Source organism: Amycolatopsis sp. NPDC043889 (assembly GCF_056435645.1).
In genome coordinates, this window is record NZ_JBWKEC010000029.1 from 90,022 (window position 1) to 104,252 (window position 14,231).

Consider the following 14,231-nt stretch of genomic DNA (forward strand, 5'->3'; position numbering starts at 1 on the left):
CCAATGCGACATTGGGGACACTGAGCTGCGGCCCCGGCGTGTGTCCGCTAGCAGTGACTCGTCATCCGCATGCTGTGGATGCGGTCGAAGAACGCGGCGTCGAACGACCCCTCGGCGAACCACCAGTGCCACACGTTCTTGACGGTGCCCTTGACGAACTTGGTGTCACCGCCGTGATGGATGGGCCCGAGGACGATGCCGTTGCTGTCCAGGGTGTTCACCCACATCAGCCACGCGTCGTTGCTGTCGCTGCTGACGATCGTCGCTTCGAACGAAGCGCTGCCGTTGCGTCTGAGCGTCCATTTCGCGTTGTCCATCGTGCAGTCGCCTGCCTGGATACGACCCCAGGTGAACCAGCAGGAATCCGCTCCGGTGCAGGTGGCCTGCGCGGTGGCGGACGCCGTCGTCCCGGCCGAGGCGGGCGTGACGAAGACGGCCCCGATCGTGAACACGAGCATTGTCACGAAAAGCGCCATCCGACGTGCTTTGGTTTTCATGTTTCCTCCCCGAAAATCGTCGATCCGTGCCGGCCGGTCATCCGTCGTGAAAGAACCGGTGAGCAACGCTAAATCGCGGGTGAGCGCGGTCTGGATCACTTAGGTGCGGCAACAGGGGTGGCCGATAGTGCGTGAGCGGCACCCTCGCGGTCCGGAAAGCGATGAAAGTTCCGGTCACGCACCGAGTCCCCTCACCGCGCCGGAAAACTGTCGGCGCCGCCCGTTAGCGTCCCCGGCATGACCATCGTCGAAGAGCACCGGACCGAGATCCGCGTGCAGGACACCGTTTATCGCATCGAGGTCGCCGCCCGTGAGGGTGGCGGCGCGGCCGGGGAAGACCGCTGGGTGACCGTCATGGTCGGCGGAGCCGGACCGCAAGAAGAGCCTGTCGCCGAAGGCAGGCTCGATATGGACGCCGAAGCCGTACCGGCCTTGGCGACCGTCCTTTCCGACACCCTCCTGGCGTTCGCCGGGCGGGGCAACGCCAGGAACGGCCGCCGAAGATCGGCGGACCGCCCCGCCCAGCAGGGCTCGCCGTGGTCCGACGAGCTGGACGCGGAACTGGAAAGCCGTTGGCTGGCCGGGGAAAGCGTCGAGGAGATCGCACGGCGGTTCGAGCGGACACCGGGCGGGATCCGGGCCCGGTTGCCCAGGGTCGGTTGCGACCCGGAGCGCCGGGGCGCGTATCTCCCGATCCCGCCGAGCAGGCGAGAGGGAGGTGAACCCGGCTGAACCAGTGCGGTCGCGAGGGCGGGCAAGTCCTCGCGGCCGCCGTCAGTCCACTGTGGACTTCGTTCCGCGCCGAGCCCTGGCCGCCATCTCCCTGAGATGATCGATCAGTTCCGGCGGTTCGTGCACGGTGAATTCGCAGCCGAGCCCGAGGATGCGGAACGCGAGCCAGTCCAGGGTGTCCGTGCCCGCGTGGAAAACGCAGCTCTCGTCGTCGATCGGTTCCAGCTCGCCGGATCCCTCGCCGATCGCGGGGGAGACCTGGCCGATCGGCGCGTGCAGGGTCACGCGTGCGCTGTAGGTGGGAAGGAGGCTGTACATCTTGTCGGTGACATAGGCCGCCACATCCTTCGCGGGTGGCTGTCTCGGCGTCGCCCGGCCACCGGTCGCCCGCGGTTCCGAGATCCGGTCCGCGCGGAAGATCCGCCAGTCGTCCCGGTCGAGGTCGTAGCCGAGCAGGTACCACCGGCGTCCGGCGGAGACGAGCCGATGCGGTTCCACATGCCGCCGGGATTCGGTTCCGTCGCCGGTGCGATAGGTGAACCGGGTCCGTTCGGTGTTGGCGATCGCGCCCGCGAAGACCGTGAGGTGTTCCGGGTCCACCGCGGACCCGGTGCCCGGGATCGGCACGGTCGCGGCGCCCAGCGCGCCGACCCGATACCGCAGCCGCGACGGCAGCACCTGCTCGAGTTTGGCCAGCGCCCGCACCGAAGACTCCTCGATTCCCGAGATCGCCTGCCCGGCGGCACTCCGGAGACCGACCGCGATCGCGACGGCCTCCTCGTCGTCGAGCAGCAGCGGCGGCATCGCCGTACCGGCGGCCAGCCGGTAACCGCCTTCGGAACCTCGCGACGCTTCGACGGGGTAACCGAGCTCACGCAAGCGGTCGATGTCGCGCCGGATGGTCCGCGGACTGACCTCCAGCCGGTCGGCGAGCTCGCTGCCAGGCCACTCGCGTGGGGTTTGCAGGAGTGACAGCAGGCTCAGCAGCCGGGCGGGCGTGTCGGTCATGCGGTCAAGGATGCCCGTACTAAGTGGTCACCATCGGAAGTCCTCCGGGGGTCTCGACGGCCCAGCTTCCCGCTGGACGCACGGCCGCGAGGCCCGAGTACAACTCAGTACGAGGACCTCGCGGCCGCACGCCCAGCGGAAACCTGGATCCGCCGAATACCCCCGAAGGACTTCCGATGGCAACCACTGAGTCCCGAATCGGGTGAGCCACACGACTTTGTTTGATTGAACTTGCATGGGAGTGCATAATCATGCGTATGACGGTGAAGATCGCGGTGGCCGGAGCCAGCGGGTACGCGGGAGGCGAACTCCTGCGCCTGCTGCTGACCCATCCCGAAGTCCAGATCGGCGCGCTCACCGCGGCCAGCTCCGCGGGGACGCCGCTCATCCAGCACCAGCCGCACCTCGCGCCCTTGGCGGACCGTGTCCTGCTGGAGACGACCCCGGAGACCCTGGCCGGGCACGACGTCGTCTTCCTCGCCCTGCCACACGGCCATTCCGGCGCCATCGCCGCGCGGCTGGGCCCGGACGTCCTGGTGATCGACCTCGGCGCGGACCATCGCCTCTCGGACGCGGCAGACTGGCAGCGCTGGTACGGCGGCGACCACGCGGGGCAATGGCCGTACGGGCTCCCCGAACTCCCCGGTGCCCGCGAGCGCCTCGCCGGGACCAAACGCATCGCGGTCCCCGGCTGCTTCCCGACCGGCGGTTCGATCGCGTTCGCCCCGGCGCTCGCCGCGGGCCTGGTCGAGCCGGAGGTCAACGTCGTCGCCGTCACCGGGACCTCGGGCGCGGGCAAGAGCCTGAAGCCGAACCTCCTCGGTTCGGAGGTGATGGGTTCGGCCGCCGCGTACGGCGTCGGCGGTGCCCACCGCCACACCCCCGAATTCGCGCAGAACCTTTCCGCGGTCTCGGGTGAGCGGGTCAAGGTGTCCTTCACTCCCGTGCTGGCCCCGATGCCGCGCGGGATCCTCACCACCGCGAGCGCTCCGCTGAAGACCGAACTGGACGCCGATGGCGCCCGCGAGGTCTACGAAAAGGCGTACGCCACCGAGCCGTTCGTCCAGCTGCTGCCCGCGGGCCAGTGGCCGTCCTCGGCTTCGGTCGTCGGCTCGAACAACGTCCAGCTGCAGGTCACCGTCGACGCCGACACCCGGCGCCTGATCGTGGTCGCGGCCATCGACAACCTGACCAAGGGCACCGCGGGAGGTGCCGTCCAGTCGATGAACATCGCACTGGGCCTCCCGGAAACCACCGGACTACCGACCGTAGGAGTCGCTCCGTGACCGTCACCCAGCCGAAGGGATTCCGTGCCGCGGGCGTCGCCGCCGGAATCAAGGCCGAGGGCAAGCTCGACCTCACGCTCGTCGTCAACGACGGGCCGCTGCAGGTCGCGGCCGGCGTGTTCACGCGCAACGTGATCAAGGCCGCGCCCGTCCTGTGGTCGCAAGAGGTGCTCAAGCAGCAGCGCCTCAAGGCCGTCGTCCTCAACTCCGGCGGCGCGAACGCCGCCACCGGCCCCGGCGGTTTCCAGGACACCCACAAGACCGCGGAGAAGGTCGCCGAACTCCTCGAAGCGGGCGCGATCGAGGTCGCGGTCTGCTCGACCGGGCTGATCGGCGAACGGCTGCCGATGGACGCGCTGCTTTCCGGCGTGGACACCGCCTTCGCCGGCCTCGGCACCGGTACCGACGCCGATCTCGCCGCCGCCACCGCGATCATGACCACCGACACCAAGCCGAAGCAGGCCGCCGCGAAGCACGACAGCGGCTGGAGCGTCGGCGGGTTCGCCAAGGGGGCGGGCATGCTCGCCCCGAACCTCGCGACGATGCTCTCCGTCCTCACCACCGACGCGGTCGTCACGCCGGAAGTCCTGGACAAGGCCCTGCGCGCCGCCACCGGCGTGACCTTCGACAGGCTCGATGTCGACGGCGGTACTTCCACCAACGACACGGTGCTCGTCCTCGCGTCCGGCGCCAGCGGCGTCGAGCCGACCGAGGCCGAACTGACCGAGCTCCTCACCGCGGTCAGTCTCGACCTCGTGCTGCAGCTGCGCGCGGACTCCGAAGGCGCGACCAAGTACGTCGACGTCACGGTCACCGGTGCGGCGAACGAGGCCGACGCCATCGCCGTCGGCCGCACGATCGCGGAGGACAACCTGGTCAAGACCGCGCTGTTCGGTTCGGACCCGAACTGGGGCCGCATCGCCATGGCGCTGGGCCGGGTACCCGCGAAGATCGACCCGGAGAAGGTCGCCATCGCGATCAACGGCGTCACCCTGTTCGCCGACGGCACGCCCGCGGCGGACCGCTCCGAGGCCGACCTCTCGGGCCGGGACATCCAGATCGTCGTCGACCTCGGTCTCGGCGAAAACGGGGCGACGATCTACACGACCGACCTCTCGCACGCGTACGTCGAAGAGAACAGCGCGTACTCGTCATGAGCCCTTCCGAATCCACCGTCCCCGCGGACGAGCGGCTCGCGACCGCCGCCGAGAAGGCTTCGATCCTCATCGAGGCCCTGCCCTGGCTGCAGCGATTCCACGGCGCCACCGTCGTGGTCAAGTACGGCGGCAACGCCATGATCGACGAGAGCCTCAAGCAGGCCTTCGCCGAGGACATGGTCTTCCTGCGCATGGCCGGCCTGCGTCCGGTGGTGGTGCACGGCGGCGGCCCGCAGATCACCGCGATGCTCAACCGGCTCGGCGTCGAGGGCGAGTTCAAGGGCGGCCTGCGTGTCACCACGCCCGAGACGATGGACATCGTCCGCATGGTGCTGACCGGTCAGGTCAGCCGCGAACTGGTCGGCCTGATCAACGCGCACGGCCCGTACGCGGTCGGCATCTCCGGTGAGGACGCGCGGCTGTTCACCGCCGAGCGCAAACAGGCCACTGTGGACGGTGTACCGGTCGACATCGGGCTCGTCGGCGAGGTTTCCGAGGTCAACCCGGACGCGGTGCTCGACATCGTCAACGCGGGCCGGATCCCGGTGGTGTCCACCGTGGCCCCGGACGTCGACGGCATCGTGCACAACATCAACGCCGACACCGCCGCCGGTGCGCTGGCCGCCGCTCTCGGCGCGGAGAAACTCGTCGTGCTCACCGACGTCGAGGGCCTGTACGCCAACTGGCCGGACCGCGGTTCGCTGGTCGACCGGATCCGCGTGGACCGTCTCGAAACCCTGCTGCCCGGCCTCGCCAGCGGCATGATCCCGAAGATGGAGGCCTGCGTGCGCGCCATCCGCGGCGGCGTCCGTCGTGCGCACGTGATCGACGGCCGCATCGCCCATTCGGTCCTGCTGGAGGTCTTCACCTCCCGCGGCATCGGTACCATGGTCTTCCCCGAAACGGAGCTTCCGTGACCACGTACAAGTCCAATGTAGACGGCCAGGAGCACTGGAAGTCGTCCCTCATGGACAACTACGGCACCCCGGCGCTGGCCCTGGTCCGCGGCGAGGGGGCGAAGGTCTGGGACGCCGACGGCAAACCGTACGTCGACCTGCTGGGCGGGATCGCGGTCAACGCGCTCGGCCACGCGCACCCCGCCGTGGTCGCCGCGGTCACCGAACAGGTCGCGAAACTCGGGCACACCTCGAACCTCTACGTGAATCCGGTCGCCGTCGAACTGGCCGAAACCCTCCTGGACGTCGCCGGCCTGTCCGGCAACGCGAAGGTGCTGTTCGTCAACTCCGGCGCGGAGGCCAACGAAGCCGCGCTGAAGATCAGCAGGCTCACCGGCCGGACCAAGATCGTCGCCTGCGAGGGGGCCTTCCATGGGCGCACCATGGGCGCGCTCTCGCTGACCGGTCAGCCGTCGAAGCGGGACGCGTTCGCGCCGCTGGTCCCGGGCGTCACCCACGTTCCCTACGGTGACGTCGACGCGCTTCGCGCCGCGGTGGACACCGAAACCGCGGCGGTGTTCCTCGAGCCGATCCTCGGGGAGGCAGGCGTCGTCCCGGCGCCGGACGGCTACCTCCAGGCGGCGCGGGAGATCACCAAGGCGACCGGGACCCTGCTGGTCCTCGACGAGGTACAGACCGGCATCGGCCGCACCGGCGCGTGGTTCGCCTTCCAGCACACCGGCATCGTCCCGGACGTCGTCACGCTGGCCAAGGGACTCGGCGGCGGGCTGCCGATCGGCGCGGTCATCGGCGTCGGCGAGGCAGGCGAGCTGATGAAGCCAGGTCAGCACGGGACCACCTTCGGCGGCAACCCGATCTGCTGCGCCGCCGGGCTCGCCGTGCTCAGGACCATCGCCAAGGACAACCTGAACGATCACGTTTCCGCACTGGGCAAGGACATCGCGTCCCGTGTGGAGGAGCTCGGCCACCCGCTGGTGTCCGGGGTCCGCGGTGCGGGGCTGCTGCTCGGCATCGCGTTGCGCGAACCGGTCTCGGCGACGGTCGCCAAGGCCGCGCAGGACGCGGGATACCTGGTCAACCCGATCGCACCCGACACCATCCGGCTGGCACCGCCGCTCATCCTGAGCGCCGAAGAGGCCGCGGGATTCCTCGAAGCCCTTCCCGGGGCGCTCGATTCCACCACCACCTAGAACAGAGACGAAACGCATGCTCCGCAACTTCCTTCGTGACGACGATCTCAGCCCCGCCGAACAGGCCGAGATCCTGGATCTCGCCGACCAGCTGAAGGCCGAGCCGCTCAGCTCCCGCGCGCTGGAGGGCAAGTCCGTCGCGGCGATCTTCGAAAAGAACTCCACCCGGACCCGGTTCTCCTTCGAGGTGGGCATCGCCCAGCTCGGCGGGAACCCGGTCATCGTCGACGGCCGCTCCATGCAGCTCGGCCGCGAAGAGACCATCGAGGACACCTCACGGGTGCTCTCGCGGTATCTGGACGCGATCGTGTGGCGGACGTTCGCCCAGAAGCGCATCGACGCGATGGCGTCGGCGGCGAGCATCCCGGTGATCAACGCGCTCACCGACGAGTTCCACCCGTGCCAGGTGCTCACCGACCTGATGACCATCCGCGAGCGCAAGGGCAAGCTCGCCGGGCTCACCCTGGTGTACCTCGGCGACGGCGCCAACAACATGGCGCATTCGCTGCTGCTGGGCGGGACCACGGCCGGGATGCACGTCCGCGTCGTCTCGCCGGAGGGCTTCCAGCCGGATCAGCAGGTCATGCTCGACGCGAAGCACCGGTCGTCGGAGACCGGCGGCAGCACCACGGTCTTCACCGATCCGTACGCCGCGGTCGAAGGCGCGGACGTCGTCGTCACCGACACCTGGACCTCCATGGGCCAGGAGAACGACGGACTCGACCGGGTCGGCCCGTTCCGTGAGCTGCAGGTCAACGCCGCGCTGATGCGCCGCGCCGCGGACGAGGCGATCGTGCTGCACTGCCTGCCCGCGCACCGCGGCTGGGAGATCACCGACGAGGTCATCGACGGACCGGCCAGCGCGGTCTGGGACGAGGCCGAAAACCGTCTCCACGCCCAAAAGGCGCTGCTGGTGTGGCTGATGGACGAGAAGCGACGATGACCGGCAGCAGGGTCACCCGGCAGGCACGGATCACCGAACTCGTGTCCACGATGGCCATCCGCAGCCAGACGGAGCTCGCGAAGCTCCTGGCGGCGGAAGGTATCGAAGTCACGCAGGCGACGCTTTCGCGGGACCTCGACGAACTGGGCGCGGTCAAGCTCCGGGGTGCGGATTCCGGCGCGCCGGTGTATGTCATTCCCGAGGACGGCAGCCCGGTACGCGGGGTGCAGGGTGGCACGTCGAGGCTTTCGCGGTTGCTCGCCGAACTGCTCGTTTCGGCGGACTCGTCGGGCAACCTGACGGTGCTGCGCACCCCGCCGGGCGCGGCGCAGTTCCTGGCCAGCGCCATCGACAGGGCGGCGCTGGAGGAGGTCGTCGGTTCCATCGCCGGCGATGACACGGTCGCGGTGATCGCGAGGGAACCGTTGTCCGGCAAAGACCTGGCCGAGCGCTTCATGGCGCTGGCCCGACGGTCATCCACAGTGGACGGTGGTGAGGAGACCGAAGGTGACGCCTGACGGGTTCGCCTTCCCGGACGACCCGGAGAAGCTGGTCATCACCTTCGACGAGGGTGTGCCGGTGGCCATCGACGGGGAGACCGTGACGCTGCTGGAAGCCTTCCAGCAGCTGAACCGCCGTGTCGGCGCCTTCGGGCTCAGAGGACGCGAGATCTACGAGGGACCGGCCGCGGTAACGCTGGTCACCGCGCACGAGGAACTGCAAAAGGTCAGTACCGGGCGGGTGTCCGGCGAGGTGCGGCTGGTCCTGCACCGCGGCAACGCGGTCGTGAACTCCGCGCGCGACGAGCGCGCGCTGTACGACTTCACCACAGGCGCTACCTTCGACCGGTCAGTCGCCTGAAGAGAACCAAGGAATCCGAGGAGTGTTGTGAGCGGGAATGAGCAGCCGGTGCAGCTGTGGGGCGGCCGGTTCGCCAGCGGGCCGGCGGAGGCAATGGCGGCGCTGAGCGCGTCGACCCATTTCGACTGGCGGCTGGCGCCGTACGACATCGCCGGGTCGCGGGCCCACGCGCGAGTGCTGCGGAAGGCGGGGCTGCTCACCGACGACGAGCTGACCGGCATGCTCGCCGCGCTGGACACCCTCGCGCAGGACGTCGAGTCGGGCGCGTTCACCCCGACCGTCGCCGACGAAGACGTCCACACCGCGCTCGAACGCGGTCTGCTGGAGCGGGCGGGCACCGAACTCGGTGGCAAGCTGCGGGCGGGCCGTTCGCGCAACGACCAGGTCGCGACGCTGTTCCGGATGTGGCTGCGGGACGCCGCCCGGCGGGTGGTCGCCGGCACGCTCGGCGTCGTGGACGCGCTGGTTTCGCAGGCGAAGAGGCACCCGGACGCGATCCTTCCCGGACGCACGCATCTGCAGCACGCCCAGCCAGTCCTGCTGGCGCACCACCTGCTCGCGCACGGTCAGTCGCTGCTGCGCGACGTCACCCGGCTGCGTGACTGGGACGCTCGCACCGCCGAGTCGCCCTATGGCTCCGGCGCGCTCGCGGGTTCCTCGCTCGGTCTCGACCCGGAGGCAGTCGCCGAGGAGCTGGGCTTCGTCACCAGCGTCGAGAACTCCATCGACGGCACGGCCTCGCGGGACTTCGTCGCCGAGTTCGCCTTCGACGTCGCGATGCTCGCGGTCAACCTGTCCAGGATCGCCGAAGAGGTGATCATCTGGAACACCGCCGAATTCGGCTACGTCACCCTCGACGACGCCTGGGCGACCGGCAGTTCGATCATGCCGCAGAAGAAGAATCCGGACGTCGCCGAGCTGACCCGCGGCAAGGCCGGGCGGCTCATCGGCAACCTGACCGGCCTGCTCGCGACGCTCAAGGCGCAGCCGCTCGCGTACAACCGTGACCTGCAGGAGGACAAGGAGCCGGTCTTCGACTCCGTCGAGCAGCTGGAACTGCTGTTCCCGGCGATCGCGGGCATGCTCGAGACGCTGACCTTCCACACCGACCGGCTCGCCGAACTGGCGCCCGCCGGGTTCACCCTCGCCACGGACATCGCCGAATGGCTGGTGCGCCAGGGCGTTCCGTTCCGTGTCGCGCACGAAGCGGCGGGGGAGAGCGTCCGCGTCGCCGAGGCCCGTGGTGTCGGCCTGGACGAACTGACCGACGAAGAGTTCGAGAAGATCAACCCGGCACTGACGCCCGCCGTGCGCGAGGTGCTGACCGTCGAGGGCTCGGTGAGCTCACGCAACGCCCGCGGCGGTACCGCTCCAGAGCGGGTCGCCGAGCAGCGGGACCGGCTGGTCGCGCGGGTCGCCGAACACCGCGCCTGGCTGAGCTGACCTCTCGCGTGAAAGCCCCCTCACTCGGCTCAGCCGCGTGAAGGGGGCCTTCACGCGCTTCAAGATCGCTTCGCGCTCTTCCGGAGCTTCGCGCGCACCGCGCGGGTGGCGACCGGTCCGAGCCCTTCGAGGACGTCGACCAGGACAGCCAGCTGTCCCAGCGCGCTCAACGCCTGCTCGGCGCCGTCCGGATCGACCGACTCGAACAGTGTGAGACCGAGGAACCCGGCGGAGACGGCGTGAGCGAGTCCTTCGGTTTCCGCCAGTTCGAGCACCGGCGAACCGGCCAGCACGCGGTCCAGGGTCCCTTGGACTTCGCGGACCCATTTGTCCAGCGCCTGCCGCGTCGCCTCGGCCAGCCGTCCGCCGCCCTGCGCGCCGGCGAGTGCCTGGGCGAGGACCGTCATGTTCCCCTCGGCGCGTTCCTCCGCGTGGATGACCCGGCCCAGGTCCAGCAGTTCGCCGAGCGTGGTCACTTCGGCGAACCGGTCACGGAAGTGGGCGACGCGGCTTTCGGTCGCCGTCACGCAGGCCTGCGCGATCAGCTCCTCGACACTGCCGAAGTGGTAGAAGATCAGCGCCTGGTTGGTACCCGCCGCGGTGGCGACGGTCCTGGCCGAAACGGCGGTGATCCCGCTGGTGCGGATCGTCTCCAGCGCTCCGTCGATCAACCGCTGTTTCGTGCTGGGCCCGTTCATCAGTCCAGGACCTTCTCACGCAGGGGCTTCACCGCGCCGCTCACCCCCGGCCGCAGATCGACGAACCGTGCCTCGAAAGCGCCCCGGTAGCCGAACAGCGGCCCGAACCGCCGGTTCGTCACCTGGATCTCGATGCGGAAGAGTCCGCTCTCCGCGTCGAACCACTCGTCGACCTCGGCCACACCGACGACGGATCGCGGCACCACACACCGAAGCGGGCCCTCGCGGATCCGGAACTCCTCCGACCGGATGCGGAAGCCACCGTCCGGTCGCACCGTCAGGTCGAGATCGACGGCGAGGTGCTGATGCGTCCCCAAGTAGTCGACGATCTTCCCTCGCTCGGTGCTGTAGATCATCTGAGCGTCGAACCGGCGTCGCCGTTCCGGCAGTTCGAAGGTGCGGGCGAACGACACCGTCTCCCTGCCGAGCGAGTCGACGTACGGATAGTTCTCGATGGTGAAAGGGACGTTGCGGCCACGTTCCGGGAACAGGATGTGCCTCGACGCGCCGAGCCGGAGGAACGGCGTGGTGAACGCGGCGCCGCGCCAGATCTCGTCCATCACGCCGATGCCGATCATCCCGACGCCGTTCTCCGTGCTCAGCGACAGCCGTTCACGCATTCGCGGATGCAACGACTCGAAGTCGGTGCCCAGCGCTTCTCGGAAGATCATGCCTGCTCCAGGGTGTCGAGGATGCGGGGCGTGACGCCGTCCTTGCCCGGCCGCGGGCTCCGGCGGCAGCGCCCCGCCGAGGGCGAGAGCAACGGGAGCTGTTCCGGCGGCCCGCCCGTCTCGAGCCACAGACGGAGCCTGTCGAACGACCAGGCCGTCATCCAGCCGAAGAGCGGCCGGAACAGCAGATCGGCGAACCTGCCGAAGACACCCCATCGAGTGGTGTAGTCGAAGCCGGTGACGAACCGGACACCGCCGTCGACCGGGGTGTAGCGCCAGTAGCCCGAACCGGACCTGATGAGCGACAGTGGGTCCGCGGAGGCGAACCGCAACGCGGACGTCCGGCCGCCGTCCGGCCGCGTGCTCTCCCCGGCGTGTGTCCCGGTCCCGCTGACGACGAACCCCAGGAACTCGGTCGTGTACCGAAACCGTCCCGGCGAGCCCGCGACCGGTTCGATCCGCGCGAAGCGGAGATCCCACCGTGCGTGCAGACGCGGATCCTGCGTGTACCGCCACAGCGTGTCCAGGTCCGTCCGGATCACCGTTTCGACGTAAAGCGCTCTTCGGCTCATGGAGCCCCCTCCAGTATTGAGCGACCGCTCAAACCACTGTAAAGCATGTTTGAGCGACCGCTCAATACTCGGTCCGGTTAAGGTCGGCCTGGGAGAACGCGACGTAAGGGGAGTGCGGCACGTGGAAACCGGCAGACAGTTCACCCGGCGCGAGCTGGCGCTGGATCCGGTGGAGCTGTCCACACTCCTGCTCGGCGCGGTGATCGAAGCGACCGGTCCCGACGGCACGGTCGCCGTCCGCCTGGTGGAGGTCGAGGCCTACCGAGGGCTCGACGACCCCGCGTCGCACTGTTATCGCGGCAAGACGCCGCGCAACGCGGTCATGTGGGGACCGGCGGGGCACTTGTACGTGTACTTCGTCTACGGCATGCACTTCTGCGCGAACGTCGTCGGTACCGAAGACGGGCAGCCGGGCGCCGTGCTGCTGCGTGCCGGGGAGGTGGTGTCGGGTGCGGATATCGCCAGGGCGCGCAGGCCGTCGGCACGCGGCAACGGCGAACTCGCGAAAGGCCCGGCCATCCTCACCTCGGTGCTCGGCATCGACCGTGCCGAGAACGGCGTCGACCTGACCGACCCGGCGTCACCCGTCCGGCTGTTCTCCGGAGAGCGCGTTCCCGGAGCGGACATCCGTACCGGGCCGCGCGTCGGTGTCGCGATGGCGATGGACACGCCGTGGCGGTTCTGGATCGACGGATCGCCCGCCGTCTCCACCTACCGCCGTGGCGGCAAGCGACGGGCGGCCGCCCCCGGCCGATAGTCGGTTGACCTGGTGCGGGAGGATCTACAGGCGTGAGCGAGCACATCCTTGACGAGTTGACCTGGCGCGGCCTGATCGCGCAATCCACCGACATCGACGCACTGCGGCGAGACCTCGACCAAGGACCTCTCACGCTCTATTGCGGATTCGACCCGACCGCGCCCAGCCTGCACGCCGGCAACCTGGTCCCGCTGCTGATGCTCTCGCGCTTCCAGCGCGCCGGCCACCGGCCGATCGTGCTGGCTGGTGTCGCGACCGGGATGATCGGCGACCCGCGCGACACCGGTGAGCGCACGCTCAACACGCTGGACACCGTCGCCGAGTGGGCGGACCGGATCCGCGGGCAGCTGGAGCGCTTCGTCGACTTCGACGACTCGCCGACCGGCGCGGTCATCGAGAACAACCTGAACTGGACCGGCAAGCAGACCGTGGTCGAGTTCCTGCGCGACGTCGGCAAGCACTTCCCGGTCAACATGATGCTGAACCGCGAGACGGTGAAGCGCCGCCTCGAGGCCGACGGCATGTCCTACACCGAGTTCAGCTACCTGCTGCTGCAGTCGCAGGACTACCTGCATCTGTACCGCGAGTACGGCTGCAAGCTGCAGATCGGCGGCTCCGACCAGTGGGGCAACCTCGTCGGCGGCGTCGACCTGATCCGCCGGACGGACGGTGGCCACACGCACGCGCTGACCGCGCCGCTGGTCACCGACACCGAAGGACGCAAGTTCGGCAAATCCACCGGCGGCGGCAGTGTGTGGCTCGACCCGGAGATGACCTCGCCGTACGCCTGGTTCCAGTACTTCGTGAACGTCGCCGACGCCGACGTCATCCGCTACCTGCGGATGTTCTCCTTCCTCGGGCAGGAGGAGATCGCGGCCCTGGCCGAGGACACCGAGCAGCGTCCCCACCTGCGGTCCGCGCAGCGGAAGCTGGCGGAGGACTTCACGACCCTGGTGCACGGTGAAGAGGCGACCCGCCAGGTCATCGCCGCGAGCCAGGCGCTATTCGGCAGGGGAGAGCTGCGTGAGCTCGACTCGGCGACTCTCGACGCCGCGATGGCCGAGGTGCCCAACGGCAAGGTCGACCCGAACGGAGAGTCGACCATCGTCGACCTGCTGATCGCCGCCGGGCTCGTCGACAGCAAGGGCGCCGCGCGCCGCACCGTCAAGGAAGGCGGCGCGTACGTCAACAACACGAAGATCGCCGACGAGGAGTGGAAGCCGTCCGCGGACGACGCTCTGCACGGCCGCTGGCTCGTGGTCCGCAAGGGCAAGCGCAACGTCGCCGGCGTGCGCGTCGGGGGCTGATCGCGGCCCCGGCCCGAAACAGGGCCCCTGACCTGCGGAAACGCAGTTAAGGTACCCCCCTGTTTCGGGCCCTTCCGGGGCGTGTAAAGTTCTCCAAGTCGCCAGGGAGACCGGGCGGCCGACCGGGACACGAACCAAGCTCTCGCTCAGTGCGATTGAGTGGGTGTCTCACCAAAAACTGCTAGGAATGAC

General features: G+C 69.1%; 16 protein-coding genes. 11 read left to right on the forward strand and 5 right to left on the reverse strand.

Annotated features, from left to right (window positions below; genetic code table 11):
• Positions 1-47: 47 nt before the first annotated feature.
• Positions 48-596 carry a DUF6294 family protein gene (locus tag AC0685_RS34900; protein ID WP_478229386.1) on the reverse strand — a complete coding sequence of 183 codons (549 nt, stop codon included), beginning with the start codon at positions 594-596 and terminating at the stop codon, positions 48-50.
• A gap of 138 nt (positions 597-734) precedes the next feature.
• On the opposite strand from AC0685_RS34900, the gene AC0685_RS34905 reads away from it, so the two are divergent.
• Positions 735-1,229: a helix-turn-helix domain containing protein gene (locus AC0685_RS34905; RefSeq protein ID WP_478229387.1), complete on the forward strand. Its 495-nt coding sequence runs from the start codon at positions 735-737 to the stop codon at positions 1,227-1,229.
• 42 nt (positions 1,230-1,271) lie between these two features.
• Here the strand turns inward: AC0685_RS34905 and AC0685_RS34910 are convergent, their stop codons facing one another.
• Positions 1,272-2,237, reverse strand: a complete 966-nt coding sequence (locus tag AC0685_RS34910; protein WP_478229388.1) for a helix-turn-helix transcriptional regulator — start codon at positions 2,235-2,237, stop codon at positions 1,272-1,274.
• Between the two features lie 257 nt (positions 2,238-2,494).
• On the opposite strand from AC0685_RS34910, the gene argC reads away from it, so the two are divergent.
• From argC to argH, 8 genes are read left to right on the forward strand one after another with little or no spacing between them, the layout of a single operon-like run.
• The gene (gene argC / locus AC0685_RS34915; protein WP_478229389.1) at positions 2,495-3,523 is read left to right on the forward strand and encodes an N-acetyl-gamma-glutamyl-phosphate reductase; all 1,029 of its coding nucleotides are present in this window, start codon (positions 2,495-2,497) and stop codon (positions 3,521-3,523) included.
• Positions 3,520-4,680 (forward strand): bifunctional glutamate N-acetyltransferase/amino-acid acetyltransferase ArgJ, encoded by a 1,161-nt coding sequence (gene argJ / locus AC0685_RS34920; protein WP_478229390.1) that lies wholly within the window; start codon positions 3,520-3,522, stop codon positions 4,678-4,680. The genes argC and argJ overlap by 4 nt, the downstream gene beginning before the upstream one ends.
• On the forward strand, positions 4,677-5,597 hold the full coding sequence (gene argB / locus AC0685_RS34925; protein ID WP_340688371.1) for an acetylglutamate kinase: 921 nt from the start codon (positions 4,677-4,679) through the stop codon (positions 5,595-5,597). The genes argJ and argB overlap by 4 nt, the downstream gene beginning before the upstream one ends.
• Positions 5,594-6,787: an acetylornithine transaminase gene (locus AC0685_RS34930; protein WP_478229391.1), complete on the forward strand. Its 1,194-nt coding sequence runs from the start codon at positions 5,594-5,596 to the stop codon at positions 6,785-6,787. Before argB ends, AC0685_RS34930 begins: the two co-directional genes overlap by 4 nt.
• A gap of 16 nt (positions 6,788-6,803) precedes the next feature.
• Positions 6,804-7,730 carry an ornithine carbamoyltransferase gene (argF, locus tag AC0685_RS34935; RefSeq protein ID WP_478229392.1) on the forward strand — a complete coding sequence of 309 codons (927 nt, stop codon included), beginning with the start codon at positions 6,804-6,806 and terminating at the stop codon, positions 7,728-7,730.
• Positions 7,727-8,248, forward strand: a complete 522-nt coding sequence (locus AC0685_RS34940) for an arginine repressor (protein WP_340688373.1) — start codon at positions 7,727-7,729, stop codon at positions 8,246-8,248. The genes argF and AC0685_RS34940 overlap by 4 nt, the downstream gene beginning before the upstream one ends.
• Positions 8,238-8,591 carry an argininosuccinate synthase gene (locus AC0685_RS34945; protein WP_478229393.1) on the forward strand — a complete coding sequence of 118 codons (354 nt, stop codon included), beginning with the start codon at positions 8,238-8,240 and terminating at the stop codon, positions 8,589-8,591. Before AC0685_RS34940 ends, AC0685_RS34945 begins: the two co-directional genes overlap by 11 nt.
• A 27-nt stretch (positions 8,592-8,618) precedes the next feature.
• Positions 8,619-10,034 (forward strand): argininosuccinate lyase, encoded by a 1,416-nt coding sequence (gene argH, locus AC0685_RS34950; protein ID WP_478229394.1) that lies wholly within the window; start codon positions 8,619-8,621, stop codon positions 10,032-10,034.
• A gap of 59 nt (positions 10,035-10,093) precedes the next feature.
• Here argH and AC0685_RS34955 read toward each other — a convergent pair whose 3' ends face one another.
• From AC0685_RS34955 to AC0685_RS34965, 3 genes are read right to left on the reverse strand one after another with little or no spacing between them, the layout of a single operon-like run.
• On the reverse strand, positions 10,094-10,732 hold the full coding sequence (locus tag AC0685_RS34955; RefSeq protein ID WP_478229395.1) for a TetR/AcrR family transcriptional regulator: 639 nt from the start codon (positions 10,730-10,732) through the stop codon (positions 10,094-10,096).
• Entirely contained in the window at positions 10,732-11,403 is a 672-nt protein-coding gene (locus AC0685_RS34960; protein ID WP_478229396.1) for a DUF4166 domain-containing protein, read from the reverse strand. Before AC0685_RS34960 ends, AC0685_RS34955 begins: the two co-directional genes overlap by 1 nt.
• Positions 11,400-11,975 (reverse strand): SRPBCC family protein, encoded by a 576-nt coding sequence (locus AC0685_RS34965; protein WP_478229397.1) that lies wholly within the window; start codon positions 11,973-11,975, stop codon positions 11,400-11,402. Before AC0685_RS34965 ends, AC0685_RS34960 begins: the two co-directional genes overlap by 4 nt.
• A gap of 121 nt (positions 11,976-12,096) precedes the next feature.
• Here AC0685_RS34965 and AC0685_RS34970 point away from each other — a divergent pair, with 121 nt between their 5' ends.
• Together AC0685_RS34970 and tyrS are read left to right on the forward strand one after the other, a co-directional pair.
• Positions 12,097-12,732 carry a DNA-3-methyladenine glycosylase gene (locus tag AC0685_RS34970; protein WP_478229398.1) on the forward strand — a complete coding sequence of 212 codons (636 nt, stop codon included), beginning with the start codon at positions 12,097-12,099 and terminating at the stop codon, positions 12,730-12,732.
• 32 nt (positions 12,733-12,764) lie between these two features.
• A complete protein-coding gene (tyrS, locus tag AC0685_RS34975) occupies positions 12,765-14,039 on the forward strand; it encodes a tyrosine--tRNA ligase (protein WP_125682428.1) in 1,275 nt (424 codons plus the stop codon).
• Positions 14,040-14,231: the final 192 nt, after the last annotated feature.

Coding starts and splice junctions, on each gene's coding strand:
- AC0685_RS34905 (WP_478229387.1), top strand. CDS start 735: ATGACCATCGTCGAAGAGCACCGGACCGAGATCCGCGTGCAGGACACC.
- AC0685_RS34910 (WP_478229388.1), bottom strand. CDS start 2,237: ATGACCGACACGCCCGCCCGGCTGCTGAGCCTGCTGTCACTCCTGCAA.
- argC (WP_478229389.1), top strand. CDS start 2,495: ATGACGGTGAAGATCGCGGTGGCCGGAGCCAGCGGGTACGCGGGAGGC.
- argB (WP_340688371.1), top strand. CDS start 4,677: ATGAGCCCTTCCGAATCCACCGTCCCCGCGGACGAGCGGCTCGCGACC.
- argF (WP_478229392.1), top strand. CDS start 6,804: ATGCTCCGCAACTTCCTTCGTGACGACGATCTCAGCCCCGCCGAACAG.
- AC0685_RS34940 (WP_340688373.1), top strand. CDS start 7,727: ATGACCGGCAGCAGGGTCACCCGGCAGGCACGGATCACCGAACTCGTG.
- AC0685_RS34955 (WP_478229395.1), bottom strand. CDS start 10,732: ATGAACGGGCCCAGCACGAAACAGCGGTTGATCGACGGAGCGCTGGAG.
- AC0685_RS34960 (WP_478229396.1), bottom strand. CDS start 11,403: ATGATCTTCCGAGAAGCGCTGGGCACCGACTTCGAGTCGTTGCATCCG.
- AC0685_RS34965 (WP_478229397.1), bottom strand. CDS start 11,975: ATGAGCCGAAGAGCGCTTTACGTCGAAACGGTGATCCGGACGGACCTG.